This window comes from Pseudomonas sp. JAI115 (assembly GCF_014200835.1).
GTDB classification, from domain to species: Bacteria; Pseudomonadota; Gammaproteobacteria; order Pseudomonadales; family Pseudomonadaceae; genus Aquipseudomonas; species Aquipseudomonas putida_A.
The window spans coordinates 348,437-366,302 of sequence record NZ_JACHCY010000006.1 but is presented as its reverse complement, the minus strand read 5'-3'; the positions used below and the strand labels follow the sequence as shown (position 1 = coordinate 366,302).

Below are 17,866 nucleotides of genomic sequence, written 5' to 3'. Positions count from 1 at the left end.
GCCACCAGTAGGATAGGCCACCGTTACGGGCCATATCAAAGGCCCAATTTGCATAGCCCGGCGCACCTTTGCGCAGGTGAATTAGGAATTCCATATGGACCGCGTGCGAAATTTACTGGAACAGATCCAGAGTCGCCTTGAAGAGCTTAACAAGGCCGAACGCAAAGTCGCCGAGGTGATCCTGCTCAACCCGCAGCAGGCCACCCGCTTCAGCATCGCCGCCCTCGCCCAGGCCGCATCAGTGAGCGAGCCGACGGTCAACCGTTTCTGCCGTTCGTTCGGTGTCAGCGGCTACCCTGAACTCAAGCTGCAACTGGCGCAAAGCCTGGCCAGTGGCGCGGCATATGTCAGCCGCGCGGTGGAGGCCGATGACAATCCCGAGGCGTACACGCAGAAGATTTTCGGCAGCGCCATCGCCTCACTGGACAGCGCTTGCCAGGCGCTCGACCCGAACCTGATCAGCCGTGCCGTCGACCTGTTGATTCAGGCCCGGCAGATCCACTTCTTCGGCCTCGGTGCTTCGGCCCCGGTGGCGCTGGATGCGCAACACAAATTCTTCCGTTTCAACCTCGCCGTCACCGCCCATGCCGATGTGCTGATGCAGCGAATGATTGCTTCGGTGGCGCATACCGGTGAGCTGTTCGTGATCATTTCCTACACCGGCCGCACCCGCGAACTGGTGGAAGTGGCGCGCATCGCCCGGGAGAACGGCGCTTCGGTGCTGGGCCTGACCGCCGAGAATTCGCCTCTGGCCAAGGCCAGTACCCTGAGCCTGAACATTCCGCTGCCGGAAGACACCGACATCTATATGCCGATGACCTCGCGGATCATTCAGTTGACGGTACTGGATGTGCTGGCGACCGGCATGACGCTGCGTCGCGGGGTGGACTTCCAGCCGCATCTGCGCAAGATCAAAGAGAGCTTGAATGCCAGCCGGTATCCGGTGGGTGATGAGTTCAACTGATCCAGAATTTAGGCTGATTGATCCGGCCTCTTCGCGAGCAAGCCCGCTCCCACAGGTGATCGGGTTCCTTCAATTGGAATGCCATCTACTGTGGGAGCGGGCTTGCTCGCGAAGGCGCCAGTCGACTCACCGCAAATCTAGGCCGCCGCCCACGCCTGCAAACTCAAATGCGCCTTCTCCCCCGGCGCCAGATGCAGGCTGTCGGTACCGCCCGCCGCCGCTTCGACACAGACGAACTCCGTCACTTCATCCCAGCTCACGCCCAACAGGGGGCGCGAGCCAGGATGCCAGACCACGGTATCGCCGCTATCACCGGTATCGATGCACAACTCGCGCTGCCAGGCGTGATCCTTGAGCTGTAATTCGCCGTCGTGCTGGAACACCCGCTGACAGCCGCCATCGACGCGCAACTCGCCTTCCTGCTGACAGGACTGGCGGCTCAGTTGGTCATAACCCTGCGCACCTTCGAGCCCAGACAGCGCTATCTCACCGACATCACCAATACGCCAGTAAGCGTGCAAAGCCTGGCTCAATTGGCACGGCATGTCGTCCTGATGCTCGGTGCTCAGGCGTAACTCCATGCGTTCACCCAGGTGCGCGTGCAGGTCAACCTGCCAGTCGCACAGCTGCAATTGCCAATGCAGACGTACGCCATCTTCGGCGCTGCTGCTGTCGAGCAACTTCCAGTCAAGCAGTCGCGCCCAGCCATGGGACGGCCAGGCGTTTTCGCTCGGATGGCGGCCATACCACGGCCAGCACACCGGCACGCCACCACGAATGGCGCCAACGTGGGGCCACTTTGCCGCACACCACAGCCACGGTTTCTGCCCGCGTGGCTGAAAGTGCAGCAACTGCGCGCCCTGGCGGCTGAACACCGCCTGACACAGCGGATGGTCGATCACCAGCACATCGCGCATCTGATAGCGCTCCCAGGCAAACACCGGTCGTTCGCGCAAGGATTTGAAGAAGCGTTGCAGCGGATGCTCATGCATTGGCTACGGTTCCGAATTCGACTGTCATGGGTTGCGCCACCCTCAAAAAAAAGCGGACAGCCTTGGCTGTCCGCAAATATGCGCACATAGAGAGGAGCTTATCGCAACAACGTCAGAACGTAGACTGAATTTTCAGGCCAGCGACCAATGCGTTGTCCACTTCATCCACACCACCCGGGTGAGTGATGTATTGCAGGTTAGGGCGTACGGTCAGCCAGTTGGTGACGTGGAAGCCGTAGTTGATCTCGTAGTTGTATTCGGTTTCACGAATTGGCGAGAACACCGGATTGTCGTAGTCCGAAACACCGTTGGACGCATTCAGGAACTCGGCGTTTTTCTTCACGTCATCGTTGACATGAATACGCGCCGCACCGATACCGACGTCATCTTTAGGACGCGCGTCGAACGGGCCCTTGTAGACAAACATCACCGACTGGTAGTTGTCGATGAAGTTGGTGTCCTTGTCGTGGAAGGTCGCGTTGGCGGCGATGTTCAGACCGCGAGTAGCATCACCGTTGTGGCTGGTGAGTTGCTGCTGCGCGACGAACCAGTAGCCGTGTTTGCTGCTGTGGGTCTTGTACGCGTCGCCAGTGGTTGCAGCGTCGAAGCCGTTGACGTCTTCACGGACGTCATTGGCGTCAGCCGTGCTCTTGTAGTAACCGACGCGGTATTCGCCCGGCAGGCTGTTGACCTTCGGCGACCAGACCAGTTCGACTGGCAGAACGGTGCCTTTGGTGCCGCTGCCGCTGAGCTTGAAGCCGTTGCCGTGTTCCAGTTGCGACGGGTTCTGGTTGTAAGCACCGATCTGCGCGTAGAGCTCGTCGTTGATGTTGTACTTCACACGGATCGCGGCCTGGCTGACCGGCCAGTTGTACCAGATGTTGGTCGCCCAGTTACCCACTTGCGAGCCGCAGAACGCCAGGTTCTGGAAGTCGCACGGGAAGGTGTTGAAGTCTTCGCCTTCACCGAAGTAACCGGCCTTGACGTCCAGCTTGTTGTCGAAGAACTGGTGCTGAATCCACAACTGGGTCAGACGCACCATGTGGCCACGACCGTAGACTTCCTGCGAAGACGACAGAGTGCCGGCACGCGGATCGCCAACGCGGTCGTTGGAGATGTTTTGCCCGTTACGGTTAGTCAGCTGGATCTTGGCCTGAGTGTTGTCCCAGCCCCAGAGTTTTTGCAGGTCCAGCGCCACGCCCAGACCGAACTGATCGCTGTAGCGACCGGTCTTGTCGTCGTTGTAGCCGCCATGCAGGTTGGCGCCCATTTCCCCAACGTAGTCAGCCTTGATGTCGATACCTTGCTCGATCAGCTTGGTCCGCTCGCCACCCCAGTCACCGGTCATCCATTTCGAGTCGGAGCTGAAGGCATCCGCCGCCATGGCGTTACCGGCCAGCACCAATGCCGCCGCAGCTGACACTTGGCAGATCAACCGGGCATTGACGTGTTTCTTTTTCATCCCTACATCCTCGTCTTTATTGTTATTAACTGTTTTTTTCCAACGCGGTTTACATAAATTGCGATGCTCGACAGGCCGAACACCACTTTTCCCCTGTGGGAGCGGGCTTGCTCGCGAAGGCGTCATGTCAGTCGCCATGTGTGCTGCCTGACACTCCGTTTTCGCGAGCAAGCCCGCTCCCACATTTTTGATCTTCAGCGCCCCTTGAACTGGGCGACGTTGGCGCCGTGCGCTTCGGTCTTCGGTTGCCCCGCAGTCCCCAGACGCTCGCCAGTCTTGGCATCGAACAACAACACTTTCGACGGATCGAATTGCAGGGTCAGGGTCTCACCCACCTGCGGTGCCACGTCCGGCGCCAGGCGGCAGCAGACCTTGGTCTCATTCAGGTTGACGAACACCAGGGTGTCCGGACCGGTCGGCTCGGTGACCTGCACTTCGGCCTTGATGCTCGGCAGGCCATTGCCCTCGCCGTTCGCCAGAACAATCTGTTCCGGGCGCAGGCCGAGGATCACTTCGCGATCTTCCAGCCCTGCATCCTGCATGCTCATCGGCAACTCGCAACGCGCCTGACCGCTGTCGAGCAGTGCCAGCAAACGACCGTCCTTGCGTTGCAGACGCAGCGGAATGAAGTTCATCGGCGGCGAACCGATAAAGCTCGCCACGAACAGGTTGGCCGGATCGTTGTAGATCTCTTTCGGCGTGCCGAACTGCTGAATGATCCCGTCCTTCATCACCGCCACTTTGTCGCCCAGGGTCATCGCTTCGATCTGGTCGTGGGTCACGTAGACCGTGGTGGTTTTCAGGCGCTGGTGCATCAGTTTCATTTCGGTGCGCATCTCGACGCGCAGCTTGGCGTCGAGGTTGGACAGCGGTTCGTCGAACAGATAGATCTTCGGCCGACGCGCCAACGCACGGCCCATCGCCACGCGCTGTTGCTGACCACCGGAGAGCTGGCCCGGCTTGCGGTTGAGCAAGTGTTCGATCTGCAGCAGCTTGGCCACGCGCGCGACTTCTTCGTCGATCGCCGACTGGCTCATCTTGCGGATCTTCAGACCGAACTCGATGTTCTCGCGCACGCTCATGGTCGGGTACAGCGCGTAGGACTGGAACACCATGGCGATGTCACGATCCTTCGGGCTCATGCCGCTGACATCCTGATCGCCGATCATGATCGCGCCACCGGTGATGGTCTCGAGGCCGGCGATGCAATTCATCAGGGTCGATTTGCCGCAGCCCGACGGGCCGACCAGGATCAGGAACTCACCGTCCTTGATCGACAGTTCGATGTTCTTCAGGGTGTCCGGCAGGCCGGCACCGTAGGTCTTGTTGACGTTGCGAAGTTCGAGCGTTGCCATGATTACCCCTTGACTGCGCCGGCCGTCAGCCCGCGCACGAAATACTTGCCTGCGACCACATAGACCAGCAGGGTCGGCAGGCCGGCGATCATCGCCGCTGCCATATCCACGTTGTATTCCTTGGCCCCGGTGCTGGTGTTGACCAGGTTGTTCAGCGCCACCGTGATCGGTTGCGAATCACCGCTGGAGAACACCACACCGAACAGGAAGTCGTTCCAGATCTGGGTGAACTGCCAGATCAGGCAAACCATGATGATCGGGGTCGACATCGGCAGAATGATCTGCCGGAAGATCGTGAAGAAACCCGCGCCATCCAGCCGTGCAGCCTTGATCAGCGCATCGGGAATGCTCACGTAGTAGTTACGGAAAAACAGCGTGGTAAACGCCAGACCGTAGACCACGTGGACGAAGACCAGGCCGGTGGTGGTGCTCGCCAGGCCCATCTTGCCGAGCGTGAACGAGGCTGGCAGCAGCACGGTCTGGAACGGCAGGAAGCAGCCGAACAGCAGCAGACCGAAGAACAGCTGCGAACCGCGGAAGCGCCAGAACGACAGCACGTAGCCGTTCAACGCGCCGATGGCAGTGGAAATGACCACGGCCGGCACGGTGATCTTGATCGAGTTCCAGAAGTAGCCGTCCACCGTGGCCCAGGCCTTGACCCAGCCGATGCCGCTGACCACGGTCGGCCAGCTCAGCAGGTTGCCGGTGCTGATGTCTTCCGGGGTCTTGAAGCTGGTCAGCAGCATCACCACCAGCGGAATCAGGTACAGCAGGACCGCGAGGATCAGCACCGCGTAGATCGCGACGCGACTCAGGCTGAAAGCGGGTTTGGCAGCGAGACTAGTCATTACGCTTGGTCCTCAGCTCGGAGTACAGGTAAGGCACGATGATCGCGAGAATCGCACCGAGCATCAGAATCGCACTGGCCGAGCCCATGCCCATCTGGCCGCGACTGAAGGTGAAGGAGTACATGAACATCGCCGGCAGGTCGGAGGAATAACCCGGGCCACCCGCCGTCATCGCCGCGACCAGGTCGAAGCTCTTGATCGCGATGTGCGCCAGAATCATCACCGCACTGAAGAACACCGGACGCAGGCTTGGCAACACGACTTTCCAGTAGATGGTCGGCATGCTCGCGCCATCGATCTGCGCGGCACGGATGATCGACTGATCAACCCCGCGCAGGCCGGCGAGGAACATTGCCATGATGAAGCCCGAGGCTTGCCACACAGCAGCGATCACCAGGCAGTAGACCACGCGATCCGGGTCGATCAGCCAGTCCAGACGGAAGCCTTCCCAGCCCCAGTCACGCAACAATTTGTCCAGGCCCATGCCCGGGTTGAGCAGCCATTTCCACGCGGTACCGGTGACGATCATCGAGAGCGCCATCGGGTACAGGTAAATGGTGCGGATAAAGCCTTCGCGACGGATGCGCTGGTCGAGGAACACTGCCAGCAGCACACCGATCACCAGGGTGATGCCGATGAACATGCCACCGAACACCGCGAGGTTCTTGCTCGCCACCCACCAGCGATCGTTGTCGAACAACCGCGCGTATTGCGCCAGGCCGGCCCACTTGTAGTTGGGCAGGAACGTCGAGGTGGTGAACGACAGCACGAACGTCCACAGGATGTAGCCATAGAAGCCCACCAGCACGATGAACATGCTCGGCGCCAGCACCAGTTTCGGTAGCCAGCGCTGCAGTGCATCGAACGGCGAGGCCTTGCTGAACACAGCAACAGAACTCATGGGGAAATCCAGTACAGGGAATAAAAACTACAGTGAGATCCCTTGTGGGAGCGAGCTCTGTGGCGAGGGGATTTATCCCCGATCGGCTGCGAAGCAGTCGCAAAAGCTTTGCACGCGGTCTTTCTGTTACTCCACCGCTGCAACTTTCTGGGGCCGCTGCGCGACCCATCGGGGATAAATCCCCTCACCACAAAGCCCGCTCCCACAAAGAGGGGCCTGCGCTACCGACGGTTATTTGGCCGACTGAACCGCCGCGCCCAGTTTCTTGGCCGCATCGGCCGGGTCGGCTTTCGGGTCGTTGATGTAGTTGGTCACGACATCAAAGAACGCGCCCTGCACCGCCAGCGTGGTCGCCATGTTGTGCGCCATGCTCGGCTGCAGGCCACCGGACTTGGCGTCTGCCAGGAAGTCCTTGGCAGCGGTCTGCGCGCAGGAGTCGAAACCGAGTTTGTCCATGTTGTTCAACATGTCGTTACGTACCGGGATCGAGCCTTTGTTGATGCTGAAGACTTTCTGGAAGTTTTCACCCAGCACGACTTTGGCGATGTCCTGCTGACCGGCCGCAGTGCCTTTGTCTTTCTGCTTGAACACCGCCAGGGAGTCGATGTTGTAGGTGAACGCCTTGTCGGTGCCCGGGAAGGCTACGCACTCGTAATCCTTGCCGGCGACTTTCTTGGCAGCGGTCCATTCGGACTTGGCCCAGTCACCCATGATCTGCATGCCAGCCTTGCCATTGATGACCTTGGCCGCTTCCAGGTTCCAGTCCTGACCCTTGCCGTCCTGGTCCATGTAGGTCGCGACTTTCTTCAGCTCGGTCAGCGCCTTGACCATTTCCGGACCGGTCAGCGCTTTGTTGTCCAGGTCGACCAGGGCTTTCTTGTAGCCATCAACGCCCATGACCGAGAGCACCACGGCTTCGAACACGGTGCTGTCCTGCCAAGGCTGACCGCCGTGGGCCAGCGGGATGAAGCCCGCAGCCTTGAGCTTGTCGCCGGCGGCGTAGAATTCTTCGAGGGTGGTCGGGTTCTTGGTGATGCCGGCCTTTTTGAAGACTTCCGGGTTGATCCACAGCCAGTTCACCCGGTGAATGTTCACCGGTACGGCCACGTAATCACCGTCGTACTTCACGGTATCGGAGACTTTCTTGTCGAGCAGGCTGTCCCATTTCTCTTCTTTGGCCACGTCCTTCAGGACGTCGGTGTCGAGCAGACCGGTGGAGGCCCATTCCTGGATGTCCGGGCCCTTGATCTGGGCGACACCCGGCGGGTTACCGGCAACGGCGCGGCTTTTCAGCACGGTCATCGCCGTGGCACCGCCACCGCCGGCGACAGCGCCGTCTTTCCAGGTGAAACCGTCTTTTTCAACTTGTGCCTTGAGCACATCGACAGCGGCTTTTTCGCCACCGGACGTCCACCAGTGCACGACTTCGACCGAACCTTTGGATTCGGCAGCGGAAACACTGAGAGGCAGAATTGCGAGCGGGAACAGGGAGGCGACAGAAATGACAGTAGCGAGGCGAGAAATCGCATTCATCTGAGATGTACCTTTCTTGTTGTTATGCATGCAAGTCTGGTGCTTGCGCTGCACAGGAGTTTAAACAGGGCGATTCCCTTCGCAGGTAACGAAGGGACGCGCAAATGTCACCACATGGTTACACAGGAACAGCCCGGGATATTTGCGCCAGAGCTGTCGCCATACTCGGTGACAAGGGTAGACGAGGGATCAATACCGCCTGCCAGGCATGATACAGATCGGGTTTGCCCGGCCAGATATCGGCGCTCGGACGGTTTTGCGGATCGAGTTCGTGATGCCAGCTGCCGTCGCAGCGATCGATGAAATGGCCTTCACAGAATTCCCAGAACAGCCGGTACCAGGTTTCGTATTGCGCATCACCGGTGCGTTTGAGCAAGGCGCTGGCAGCCGCGCTGGCCTCGGCATGGGTCCAGTGCAAACGGTGACGCACAACGGCTTTGTTGTCCCAGTCGAGGGTGTAGACGATCCCCGGGGCGCCATCGACGTCCCAGCCGTTTCGGCAGTTCTGTTCGAAGAGTTTTTGCGCATCGGTCGCCAGCCAGCCCGGCGTGAGCATCCCGGCCTGAACCCGCGCGGCTTCGAGGTGCAGCAGCAGCCGCGCCCACTCGAAACCGTGGCCCGGGGTGGTGCCGTAAGGGCGGAAGCCGTCGGCCGGATTGTCGCGGTTGTATTCGCGCAGCGGTTGCCAGTCGCGGTCGAAGTGTTCGATGACCATGTAGCCATTGGCGGCGGCGTGACCGTGAATCACCCGCTCGACAATGCGCTGCGCACGCACCAGCCAACGCGGGTCTTCAGTGACATCGGCCAGCGCGAGGAATGCTTCGGTGGCGTGCATGTTGCTGTTGGCGCCGCGATAGGCTTCTTCTTCGCGCCAGTCGCGGTTGAAGAATTCGCGCATGGCGCCCTCTTCTTCGCTCCAGAAATACGTGTCGATGATGTCGATCGCATCATCCAGCAGCGCCTGGGCGCCGGGACGCTGCGCGACCACCGCCGAGCTGGCCGCGAGCGCGACAAAGGCATGCAGATAGGCGTTCTTGCCGGTGTTGCCATCGCGGTGTTCAGCGACCGCAAACCAGCCGCCGTGCAGCGCATCCCGCAACGGCCCGCGCAGCGCCGCAATGCCGTGATCGACCAGCTCCGCGAACCCCGGCAGACCCTGAATGTGAGCCATGGCGAAACTGTGGGTCATGCGTGCAGTGTTCATGGTTTCGGCTTGCGCGTGCGCCGGCAAACGGCCGCGCTCGTCGAGATTGCCGAAACCCTCGGGCAGTCTGGAAGCCTTGGCGAATGCCAGCAGGCGCAGACCTTCGTCGGCGAGCCATTGCTGGTGGGCAGGGGCATTCAGCCAACTGCTGAAGTCTGGGTGAAAGGTGTCCATGAGTGGCCCTTTTTTGTTGTTATGACTGCGGGCAGTCTAAACAACGGGCCGGGGTGGGCTTGTAACGAAGGGGGCGGGTTTTGTCACCAGCTCGTGACATTTGTGTTGGATGGACCGACGCCTTCGCGAGCAGGCTCGCTCCCACATTCGACTGCGTTCCTTCAGTTGAAACGCAATCAACTTGTGGGAGCGAGCCTGCTCGCGAAGAACGATAACTCGGTCTGACTAATCAACACTGCGCGGCAACTGCAACGTCACCCGCAACCCGCCCTCACGCAAATTCTGCAACGTCACCTCACCGCCATGGCTGTGAGCAATGTTGCGCGCAATGCCCAATCCGAGACCATAACCCTGCTGCTGCCCGGCCAAGCGAAAGTGCGGCTCGAACACCTGCTCCAGCCGCTGCTCCGGTACGCCCGGGCCTTCGTCGTCGACGTGCAGGACAAACGCGCGCTCATCGTCATCGATGTGCAGGTGCGCGTTCTGCCCGTACTTCAACGCGTTGTCGATCAGGTTGCCGATGCAGCGCTTCAACGCCAGAGGCTTGCCCGGATACGCCGCCAGTGCCTTGCCCTGCTGGGTCACGCGGCCATTGCCGTTGGGCGCCAGATACGGTTCTACGAGGCAGTCGAGCACATGATTGAGATCCACCGGCTCGATGTTCTCGTGGATGTCGGTGTCTTTCACGCACTGCAGCGCGCCTTTGACCAGCAACTCCAGTTCATCCAGATCGCGGCCGAACTTGGCTTGCAGCTTCTCATCTTCGAGCAGTTCGACGCGCAAGCGCAGACGGGTGATCGGCGTACGCAAGTCATGGGAAATCGCGCTGAACAACTGGCTGCGTTCGGTCAGGTAACGGCTGATGCGTTCGCGCATGGTGTTGAACGCACGGCCCACTTCCACCACTTCACTGCCGCCGCCCTCGGCCACCGGCTCGACATCGGCACCCAGGGACAGATCCCGCGCCGCCCGCGCCAGACGCTTGAGCGGCCGGCTCTGCCAGTGCACCAGCAGGCCGATGAACAGCAGCAAAAAGCCGCTGGTGAGGACGATGAACCACACCTGCTGCGCCGGCAGGCCTTGCTCTTCAAGACTGGTGTAGGGTTCGGGCAACAGCGAGGCGATGTACAGCCATTCGCCCGGCGCCATCTGAATCTGCGTGACCAGCACCGGCGGATTCACCGGTTCCAGCGTCAGCGCGTAATGCGCCCACGAGCGCGGCAGCTCATCAAGCTTCAGCCCGGCATTGAAGATCCGCAAATCCTCGGGGCTGACGAAGGTCACCGAGATATCAGTGTCATGGCCCAGCGACTGGCGCAGCACTTCATCCACCGCTTGAATCACCGCGGCCTTTCGCGGAGTGATCGGCAGCACGTCCATACCCAGTGGCTTGTCGTTGAGCGTCACCACGAAACGGGTGCCGCCCATGCTGCGCAACTGGTCGAGCACCAGCGGCCGGTAAGCCACCGGCAGCGAACGGAAGTAGCTGACGCTGGCGGTCATAGAATGGGCGAGGCTGCGGGCACTGGTGACCAGGCCTTCGAGCTGGGTGGCGCGCAGTTGCGAGACCCAGATCACGCTCGACAACGTCTGCGCAAACAACACCGCCAACAAGGTCAGCAGCAGCATCCGCCCGAGCAGCGAACGCGGCACCGGGACTTTGCTGGCGAGGCGGCGCAGCGACTCAGTGAGCATTGCCGGCAACCACATTGGCTGCCAGTTGGTAGCCACTGCCGCGCACGGTGCGGATCAGGCGCGGCGGTTTTTCTGTATCGCGCAGGCGCTGGCGCAAGCGGCTGACGGCCATGTCGACAATCCGGTCGAGCGGCATCAGGTCGCGGCCACGGGTGGCGTTGCCGATGGTGTCGCGGTCGAGGATTTCCTGCGGATGATCGAGAAACAGCTTCAGCAGCGCGAAGTCGGCGCCGGAGAGAATCACTTCTTCGCCGTCGGTATGGAACAGTCGATGACTGACCATGTCCAGCCGCCACTCGTCGAAGGCCAGTACGTCGCTGCCGCTGCGTTCCTGACCGAACTGCGCGCGACGCAGCAAAGCCTTGATTCGCGCTTGCAGTTCACGAGGGCTGAAGGGTTTGCCGAGGTAGTCATCAGCGCCGAGCTCCAGCCCGATCACGCGGTCGGCTTCGTCGGAACTGGCGGTGAGCATGATGATCGGCACCTGCGCCTGACGCGGATGCTGGCGCACCCAGCGGCACAGGCTGAAACCGTCTTCATCGGGCAGCATCACATCGAGGATCACCAGATCGCTGGGCGCCTCGTTGAGGGCCTGGCGAAAACTGGCGCCATCGGCCGTGGCCCGCACCTGAAACCCGGCGCGGGTCAGGTAGGTTTCCAGCAACTCGCGTATTTCCTGGTCGTCATCGACCAACAATATCGACTTGTTGACTGAGCTCACTTCGAAGGCATCCTTGTTGTTGGAATTGGGGCGGATTATGCCTTAAGCATCGAACTTGCAAACACCACAGAACCACTGTGGGAGCAGGCTTGCTCGCGAAAGCGGTGTATCAGAGACATCTACGGTGACTGACACCCCGCTTTCGCGAGCAAGCCCGCTCCCACAATTGGATCGTGTTTCAGGCAGGGATTGCTTGTTCCAGTGCGACACCGGCCCCCACCAGCCCGGAATACGGCGCCGTCACCAGCCACACCGGAATGCCCTTGAAGTAATCGCTCATGCAGCCCTTGTCGGCAAAGCTGCGGGCGAAGCCGCTTTCGACGAAGAAATCGGCAAAGCGCGGAATCACCCCGCCAACGATGTACACGCCGCCACGCCCACCGGTGGTCAGCACGTTGTTGCCGGCCACGCGGCCGAGCCAGCAGCAGAACTGCTCCAGCACTTCCAGCGCGATCGGATCGCCAGCCAGACCGGCCGCGGTGATCGCTTCCGGCGTATCAAGCGTTGGTTCATGTCCGTCCACCGCACAGATCGCCCGGTACACACGAGGCAAGCCGCCGCCGCTCAACGCAGTCTCGGCGCTGACGTGGCCGATCTCGTTGTGGATGTGCTGCCACAGCTGGGTTTCACGCGGGCTGCTCAGCGGCAGATCGACGTGTCCACCCTCCCCCGGCAGCGCGGCAAACCGGCCTTCGCCGAGATCGAGCAACGTGCCGACGCCCAGGCCGGTGCCCGGGCCGATCACCACCGCCGGGCGCAAAGGTTCCGGCGTGCCTTCGCAGACCACACGGAATTCGCCGGGCTGCAAACGGGTCATGCCCAGCGCCATCGCCGAGAAATCGTTGATCAGCAGCAGTTGCTCGACCTGCAAGGCCTTGCAGAACGCCGTGCGGCTCAGGCGCCAGTGGTTGTTGGTGAACTTGAACTCATCACCACTCACCGGCCCCGCCACCGACAGGCACACCGAACCGATCGAACCCGGCGCCAGACCGAGGCCGCTCAGGTAGAGGCTGATCGCCTCTTCCGGGCTGGCGTGGTCGGCTGTCGCCAGCACCTGAACCGATTGCAGTTGCTGGTTTTTCCACAACGCGAACCGCGCGTTGGTGCCTCCGATATCACCGACCAAAGCCAGTTTCAATTAAGCGTCTCCAGGGCAGAAGTGAAGGCGCTGGCGCCCTGCTCCGCCGAGCTGAAGGCCAAACGCATGAAGCCAAACAGTTCGCGACCGCTGCCGATGTTGTTGCCCAACAGGCCTTTGGCAGGTTCACGAGCTGCAAATTCGGCGGCGTCGACCTTGAGTTCCAAAGTGCCTTTGACGCCATCGACGCGGATGATATCGCCCTCTTGCACCCGCGCCAAAGCACCACCGACATAAGCTTCGGGGCTGACGTGAATCGCCGCCGGGATTTTCCCCGACGCGCCGGACATGCGCCCGTCGGTGACCAGCGCGACTTTGAAGCCGCGATCCTGCAGCACACCGAGGAACGGCGTCATCTTGTGCAGCTCGGGCATGCCATTGGAGCGCGGGCCCTGGAAGCGCATCACTGCGACAAAATCCTTCTCCAGCAAACCGGCCTTGAACGCATCGGCCAGATCCTGCTGATCCTGGAACACCATGGCCGGTGCTTCGACGATCTGGTTTTCCAATGCCACCGCAGAAACCTTCATCACACCGCGACCGAGGTTGCCTTCCATCACCCGCAAGCCACCCTCGGCGGAGAATGCACGGGCAACCGGGCGCAGGATGTTTTCGTCGAGGCTTTCGATCGGGCCTTCGCGCCACACCAGTTCACCGTTATCGAGGAACGGCTCTTTGGTGTAACGGCTCAGACCGTGGCCGAGCACGGTGTTGACGTCTTCGTGCAGCAGGCCGGCTTCGAGCAGTTCGCGGATCAGGAACGACATACCGCCAGCAGCCTGGAAGTGGTTGATGTCGGCTTTACCGTTCGGGTAGACGTGGCTCAGGGTCGGCACGACTTCGGAGAGGTCGGCCATGTCCTGCCAGGTCAGCTGGATGCCAGCGGCCATGGCGATGGCCGGCATGTGCAGGGTGTGGTTGGTCGAGCCGCCGGTGGCGTGCAGCGCGACGATCGAGTTGACCAGCGCCTTCTCGTCGACGATTTCGCCGATCGGCATGAAGTTGCCGTTCTGCTTGGTCAGGCGTGTGACCTGATGCGCGGCTTCGCGGGTCAGGGCATCACGCAGCGGGGTGTTCGGGTTGACGAACGAGGCGCCCGGCAAGTGCAGGCCCATGACTTCCATCAGCAACTGGTTGGTGTTTGCGGTGCCGTAGAAGGTGCAGGTGCCCGGGCTGTGGTAGGACTTCATCTCCGATTCCAGCAGCTCTTCGCGGGTCGCCTTGCCTTCGGCGTACTTCTGCCGCACGTCGGCTTTTTCCTTGTTGGAAATCCCCGAGACCATCGGCCCGCCCGGGACGAAAATCGTCGGCAGATGGCCGAAGCGCAGCGAACCCATCATCAGGCCCGGGACGATCTTGTCGCAGATGCCGAGCATCAGCGCGCCGTCGAACATGTTGTGCGAAAGCGCCACCGCCGTGGACATGGCGATCACTTCGCGGCTCGGCAGGCTCAACTCCATGCCTGGCTCGCCCTGGGTCACGCCATCGCACATCGCCGGCGTACCACCGGCGAACTGGCCGACCGAGCCGATTTCGCGCAAGGCGTTTTTGATCTGCTGGGGAAAGACTTCGTACGGCTGGTGCGCCGAGAGCATGTCGTTATACGAAGAAACAATGGCGATGTTCGCCGAGTTCATCATCCGCAAGCTGTGCTTGTCTTCGCTACCGCACCCGGCCACGCCGTGGGCGAAGTTGGCGCATTGCAGCTTGCCGCGCATCGGCCCGTCGGTGGCGGCGCCGCGAATCAGTGCAAGGTAAGCCTGACGCGTGGCGCGGCTGCGGGCGATAAGCCGTTCGGTGACCTCAAGAACGCGGGGATGCATGTGTAGAACTCCAGGCTAACGGATGTGGCGACCTGATTGTCTATGCTGATCAAACGCCGTTGTTGTTGGAATGACAGACGGCTTTTTTGACCACTCGGACCAGTTGATTCAGGTCACTCGTTGTAGATAAAACAAAATATTGCCACTAAAAAGGCTTGTTTTCTATTTTTATGCGAATAATCTTGTAATTCCAACAACAAAACGACGGCGGCGCTGTTCAATGACTCTTCGAATCGCAATCAATGGTTTTGGCCGCATCGGCCGTAATGTCCTGCGCGCACTGTATACCCAAGGCTATCGACAGGATTTGCAGATCGTCGCCATCAACGATCTGGGCGACAGCGCCATCAACGCCCATCTGCTCAAATACGACACCGTTCACGGCACATTCGACGCCGAAGTGGCCCATGACAATGAGAGCCTTACGGTCAATGGCGACCGCATTGCGGTCAGCGCCATTCGCAACCCGGCCGAGCTGCCATGGGCGGCGGAAAAAATCGACGTGGTGTTCGAATGCACCGGTCTGTTCACCGACCGTGCCAAAGCCGCCGCGCATCTTACTGCCGGCGCGCGCAAAGTCATCATCTCGGCCCCGGCCAAAGGCGCCGACGCCACTGTGGTTTACGGCGTGAACCACGACATTCTGCGCCAGTCGCACCAGATCATCTCCAACGCTTCGTGCACCACCAACTGCCTGGCGCCGGTGGCACAGGTCCTGCACCGCGAGTTGGGGATCGAAAGCGGTCTGATGACCACGATTCATGCCTACACCAACGACCAGAACCTCACCGACGTCTACCACACCGACCCGTACCGCGCGCGTTCGGCCACGCAGAACATGATCCCGAGCAAGACCGGCGCCGCTGAAGCGGTAGGCCTGGTGCTGCCGGAACTGGCGGGCAAACTGACCGGCATGGCCGTGCGGGTGCCGGTGATCAATGTGTCGCTGGTGGACCTGACAGTGCAGTTGAAAAAAGAAGCCTCGGCCGATGAGGTCAACGCGCTGATGAAAGCCGCCAGCCAGCACTCGAAAATTTTGGGTTACAACACGTTGCCGCTGGTTTCCAGCGACTTCAACCACAACCCGCTGTCGTCGATCTTCGACGCCAACCACACCAAAGCCAGCGGCAAACTGCTGAAGGTACTGGCCTGGTACGACAACGAATGGGGCTTCTCCAACCGTATGCTGGATAACTGCCTGGCGCTCTGCAACGCGGAGTAATTCCCTCCTCCCATGTGGGAGCGGGCTTGCTCGCGAAGGCGTCGTGTCAGGCAATTAATGTATCGACTGACTCACCGCATTCGCGAGCAAGCCCGCTCCCACAGGTTTTTGATTTCAATCTGAAATCAACACTTGACCACTCGGATGGATGATAAGCATTATCATTCGCTCGAAATGGATCAGGTTCCCCCGTGAGTCAATCGCGCTTCAATCATGTCTTCCTCTCTCAGCGCACGTCCCTGCTGCGCACGATCGAACGGATGGTCAACAACCACAGCACCGCCGAAGACCTGTTGCAGGAGACCTACCTGCGCGTCACGCGGGCGCTGAGCGAGCGCGCCATCGATCACCTTGAACCCTTCGTGTTCCAGACCGCGCGCAACCTGGCGCTGGATCACCTGCGTGCGCGCAAGATCCATTCGCGGACCATGGTCGATGACGTGCCACAGGACGTGGTGCACAGCGTCGCCGCCCCCGCCAGCAGCGCCGAAGACGCCGCCCACGCCGAACAATTGCTGGAGCGCCTGAACGTGAGCCTCAGTCAACTCAGCCCGCGTCAGCAGCAGATTTTCATCCTCAGCCGCCTGCACGGGCACAGCTATCAGGAAATCGCCGACGAACTGAATGTTTCCCTCAGCACCGTGCAAAAGGAGCTGAAGCTGATCATGACCATTTGTATTGGCGTCGCCGAACGTCTGAATGGCGACTGAAGTCGTAGGGCTTTTCTGTAAGTGTCAGGATCGCCTGCACTGATCATCGGGCTTTGCTACCCTTGGCCGACTTTTACGCTTCACTTAAAAAACAGCCGTGCACAGACACTGCCGAGGAAACACCGTGACGGACACCCACCGCTCGCCTTCGCCGGATTCGGCGCAGGACGCTGCCAACGCAATGGATCAGGCTCTGGACTGGCTCATTGTGCTCGGCAGCCCGGACGAGGAACAGACCCGGCAGTTCCATGCCTGGCTGGCGGCCGATCCGTTGAATGCCGAGGCGTTCGCCAAGGCGCAGGCGATCTGGGACGGGCCGCAAGTCGCCCAGTGCGCGCAAAGCCTCGCGGCCAAACCGGCGAAAGTCACCGTTCTCAAGCGGTTGCGTCCGCACTGGAAACCGTTGGCCACCGCTGCGGTGCTGATTCTGGGCCTGTTCAGTTTCAGCAATCTGCCGATGCGCATTCAGGCCGATCACCTGACCGTGGTCGGCGAGCGTCAGCGCCTGCAACTGGAGGATGGCTCCAAGGTGCTGCTCAATACCAACTCGGCATTCTCCAGCACCATCAATGACCAGCAGCGCGTGGCGCGGCTGTATCAGGGCGAAGCGTTTTTCGAAGTGGCCGCCAACCGTGGCCAGCCGCTGCAAATCGATGCCGGCCCGGTGCAGGCCAGCGTGCGCGACACCGCGTTCGCCGTGCGCTATCTGGACGGCGTCGCGCAGGTCAATGTGCAGCGCGGCGATGTCGATTTGCGTGCCACGCACAACGACGCGCGGGTGCGTTTGAGCGCCGGCGAAAGCATCCGCATCGGCCCCAACGGTTTCGATCGTCCGGCCAAACTGGATACTGCCACCGACCTGGCCTGGGTTCAGGGCCGGTTGATCTTCGAGAACTGTCCGCTCGACAAGGTGCTTGCCGAACTGCGCCGCTACTACCCAGGCTGGATCATCAACACCAACGAGCAGTTGGCCGACGTCAACGTCACCGGCAACTACCGCCTTGACCAGCCGCTGGACGTGGTGCGTTCCCTCGCCCACATCACCTCGGCGCGCCTGCAGGAATTCCCCGCGCTGGTGATCCTGAACTAAATGAGAATTATTTTTACTCGATAGCCAAAGCCCG

The 17,866-nt window shown here is 60.8% G+C and carries 15 protein-coding genes; 4 read left to right on the top strand and 11 right to left on the bottom strand.

Annotated elements, in window-relative coordinates; genetic code table 11:
* Positions 1 to 103: 103 nt before the first annotated feature.
* Entirely contained in the window at positions 104 to 964 is an 861-nt protein-coding gene (locus HDC30_RS17105; protein WP_169842436.1) for a MurR/RpiR family transcriptional regulator, read from the top strand.
* A gap of 137 nt (positions 965 to 1,101) precedes the next feature.
* Here HDC30_RS17105 and HDC30_RS17100 read toward each other — a convergent pair whose 3' ends face one another.
* The 11 genes from HDC30_RS17100 to edd form a co-directional block, all read right to left on the bottom strand.
* Positions 1,102 to 1,956, bottom strand: coding sequence for a D-hexose-6-phosphate mutarotase (locus HDC30_RS17100; RefSeq protein ID WP_007969321.1), 855 nt, complete (start codon positions 1,954 to 1,956; stop codon positions 1,102 to 1,104).
* Positions 1,957 to 2,068: 112 nt separating this feature from the next.
* Positions 2,069 to 3,418: a carbohydrate porin gene (locus HDC30_RS17095; RefSeq protein WP_096795066.1), complete on the bottom strand. Its 1,350-nt coding sequence runs from the start codon at positions 3,416 to 3,418 to the stop codon at positions 2,069 to 2,071.
* 194 nt (positions 3,419 to 3,612) lie between these two features.
* Positions 3,613 to 4,773: an ABC transporter ATP-binding protein gene (locus tag HDC30_RS17090; RefSeq protein ID WP_097085915.1), complete on the bottom strand. Its 1,161-nt coding sequence runs from the start codon at positions 4,771 to 4,773 to the stop codon at positions 3,613 to 3,615.
* A gap of 2 nt (positions 4,774 to 4,775) precedes the next feature.
* Positions 4,776 to 5,621, bottom strand: a complete 846-nt coding sequence (locus tag HDC30_RS17085; protein ID WP_007969317.1) for a carbohydrate ABC transporter permease — start codon at positions 5,619 to 5,621, stop codon at positions 4,776 to 4,778.
* Positions 5,614 to 6,522 (bottom strand): carbohydrate ABC transporter permease, encoded by a 909-nt coding sequence (locus tag HDC30_RS17080; protein ID WP_007917874.1) that lies wholly within the window; start codon positions 6,520 to 6,522, stop codon positions 5,614 to 5,616. Before HDC30_RS17080 ends, HDC30_RS17085 begins: the two co-directional genes overlap by 8 nt.
* A 231-nt stretch (positions 6,523 to 6,753) precedes the next feature.
* Positions 6,754 to 8,055, bottom strand: coding sequence for an ABC transporter substrate-binding protein (locus tag HDC30_RS17075; RefSeq protein WP_027612563.1), 1,302 nt, complete (start codon positions 8,053 to 8,055; stop codon positions 6,754 to 6,756).
* A 118-nt stretch (positions 8,056 to 8,173) separates the two neighbouring features.
* Positions 8,174 to 9,433 carry an AGE family epimerase/isomerase gene (locus tag HDC30_RS17070; protein ID WP_183784115.1) on the bottom strand — a complete coding sequence of 420 codons (1,260 nt, stop codon included), beginning with the start codon at positions 9,431 to 9,433 and terminating at the stop codon, positions 8,174 to 8,176.
* A gap of 225 nt (positions 9,434 to 9,658) precedes the next feature.
* Positions 9,659 to 11,128: an ATP-binding protein gene (locus HDC30_RS17065; RefSeq protein ID WP_027612561.1), complete on the bottom strand. Its 1,470-nt coding sequence runs from the start codon at positions 11,126 to 11,128 to the stop codon at positions 9,659 to 9,661.
* A complete protein-coding gene (locus HDC30_RS17060; RefSeq protein WP_007917879.1) occupies positions 11,118 to 11,849 on the bottom strand; it encodes a response regulator in 732 nt (243 codons plus the stop codon). The genes HDC30_RS17065 and HDC30_RS17060 overlap by 11 nt, the downstream gene beginning before the upstream one ends.
* Positions 11,850 to 12,027: 178 nt before the next feature.
* On the bottom strand, positions 12,028 to 12,987 hold the full coding sequence (locus HDC30_RS17055; protein ID WP_183784113.1) for a glucokinase: 960 nt from the start codon (positions 12,985 to 12,987) through the stop codon (positions 12,028 to 12,030).
* Positions 12,984 to 14,810, bottom strand: a complete 1,827-nt coding sequence (gene edd / locus HDC30_RS17050) for a phosphogluconate dehydratase (protein WP_047599558.1) — start codon at positions 14,808 to 14,810, stop codon at positions 12,984 to 12,986. Before edd ends, HDC30_RS17055 begins: the two co-directional genes overlap by 4 nt.
* Positions 14,811 to 15,030: 220 nt before the next feature.
* Here edd and gap point away from each other — a divergent pair, with 220 nt between their 5' ends.
* From gap to HDC30_RS17035, 3 genes are all read left to right on the top strand, one after another.
* Positions 15,031 to 16,032 (top strand): type I glyceraldehyde-3-phosphate dehydrogenase, encoded by a 1,002-nt coding sequence (gene gap, locus HDC30_RS17045; protein ID WP_027612558.1) that lies wholly within the window; start codon positions 15,031 to 15,033, stop codon positions 16,030 to 16,032.
* 191 nt (positions 16,033 to 16,223) lie between these two features.
* Positions 16,224 to 16,742 carry an RNA polymerase sigma factor gene (locus tag HDC30_RS17040; protein ID WP_047599555.1) on the top strand — a complete coding sequence of 173 codons (519 nt, stop codon included), beginning with the start codon at positions 16,224 to 16,226 and terminating at the stop codon, positions 16,740 to 16,742.
* Between the two features lie 124 nt (positions 16,743 to 16,866).
* Positions 16,867 to 17,832 (top strand): FecR domain-containing protein, encoded by a 966-nt coding sequence (locus HDC30_RS17035; protein WP_183784111.1) that lies wholly within the window; start codon positions 16,867 to 16,869, stop codon positions 17,830 to 17,832.
* Positions 17,833 to 17,866: the final 34 nt, after the last annotated feature.

Excerpts from the sequence above, each read along its gene's own strand:
- HDC30_RS17100 (WP_007969321.1), bottom strand. The coding sequence starts at position 1,956 with ATGCATGAGCATCCGCTGCAACGCTTCTTCAAATCCTTGCGCGAACGA.
- HDC30_RS17095 (WP_096795066.1), bottom strand. The coding sequence starts at position 3,418 with ATGAAAAAGAAACACGTCAATGCCCGGTTGATCTGCCAAGTGTCAGCT.
- HDC30_RS17090 (WP_097085915.1), bottom strand. The coding sequence starts at position 4,773 with ATGGCAACGCTCGAACTTCGCAACGTCAACAAGACCTACGGTGCCGGC.
- HDC30_RS17085 (WP_007969317.1), bottom strand. The coding sequence starts at position 5,621 with ATGACTAGTCTCGCTGCCAAACCCGCTTTCAGCCTGAGTCGCGTCGCG.
- HDC30_RS17080 (WP_007917874.1), bottom strand. The coding sequence starts at position 6,522 with ATGAGTTCTGTTGCTGTGTTCAGCAAGGCCTCGCCGTTCGATGCACTG.
- HDC30_RS17075 (WP_027612563.1), bottom strand. The coding sequence starts at position 8,055 with ATGAATGCGATTTCTCGCCTCGCTACTGTCATTTCTGTCGCCTCCCTG.
- HDC30_RS17070 (WP_183784115.1), bottom strand. The coding sequence starts at position 9,433 with ATGGACACCTTTCACCCAGACTTCAGCAGTTGGCTGAATGCCCCTGCC.
- HDC30_RS17065 (WP_027612561.1), bottom strand. The coding sequence starts at position 11,128 with ATGCTCACTGAGTCGCTGCGCCGCCTCGCCAGCAAAGTCCCGGTGCCG.
- edd (WP_047599558.1), bottom strand. The coding sequence starts at position 14,810 with ATGCATCCCCGCGTTCTTGAGGTCACCGAACGGCTTATCGCCCGCAGC.
- gap (WP_027612558.1), top strand. The coding sequence starts at position 15,031 with ATGACTCTTCGAATCGCAATCAATGGTTTTGGCCGCATCGGCCGTAAT.